This window comes from Mesorhizobium sp. M2A.F.Ca.ET.042.01.1.1 (genome assembly GCF_003997405.1).
GTDB lineage: Bacteria > Pseudomonadota > Alphaproteobacteria > Rhizobiales > Rhizobiaceae > Mesorhizobium.
On the sequence record NZ_RZRX01000607.1, the window covers coordinates 1 to 816 of the forward strand.

General features: G+C 64.1%; 2 protein-coding genes. Both read left to right on the forward strand.

Annotated features, from left to right (window positions below; all coding sequences use genetic code 11):
- Window positions 1-384: DUF4142 domain-containing protein (locus tag EOA23_RS35135; protein WP_127307354.1), on the forward strand; the 384-nt coding region annotated here is incomplete at its 5' end.
- Window positions 385-406: 22 nt separating this feature from the next.
- Window positions 407-816 (forward strand): general stress protein (locus EOA23_RS35140; RefSeq protein WP_127307355.1); only part of this gene is annotated, 410 nt, incomplete at its 3' end.

Sequence of the window (816 nt, forward strand, 5' to 3'; positions counted from 1 at the left end):
GACGCGGTCAAGCTATTCCAGGACTATGCGGCCGACGGCGACAACGCGGAACTGAAGGCATTTGCCCAGCAGACGCTGCCGACACTCAAGATGCACCAGGAGATGATCGAAAAGATCGCCTCAGGCAAAACCGACAATACGGCAACGACCAGCACCGTACCAGCCGCGACAGACACAGACCAGAATGCATCCGCCCCGGTGCCTGGAGCGAACAGCTTTACCGAAGCGCAGGCGAAGTCGCGGATCCAGGATGCCGGCTTCTCGAAGGTCAGCGCCCTGACGAAGGATGACCAGGGCATCTGGCGCGGCACCGCCGAGAAAGACGGAAAGCAGGTTGCCGTCGCGCTCGATTTCAAAGGCAACGTTGTTGCCGGCGCTCAATAACCATTCAGAAATGGAGTGAAACATGACGACTGTCACCGGACTTTTCGATGACTATCAGGACGCCGCCGACGCGGTAAGCGAACTGGAAGCGATCGGCGTGCCGCGAGACGACATCAGCATCGTGGCCAACAATTCCGACAATCGGTATCGGCAGGACGAGACTTCAGACGCCGGTGAAGATGCCGCCGCCGGCGCCGGCCTTGGGGCGCTCGTCGGCGGCGCGGGCGGGCTCCTTACCGGGCTCGGGATCATGGCCATCCCGGGAGTGGGACCCGTCGTGGCGGCAGGTTGGCTCGCGGCTACGGCTGTAGGCGCGGTCGGCGGCGCTGTGGTGGGCGGAGCCGCCGGCGGCATCGTCGGGGCGCTGACGGAGTCCGGTGTTTCGGAACGTGATGCACATGTCTATGCCGAGGGCGTGCGCCGCGGCGGCAG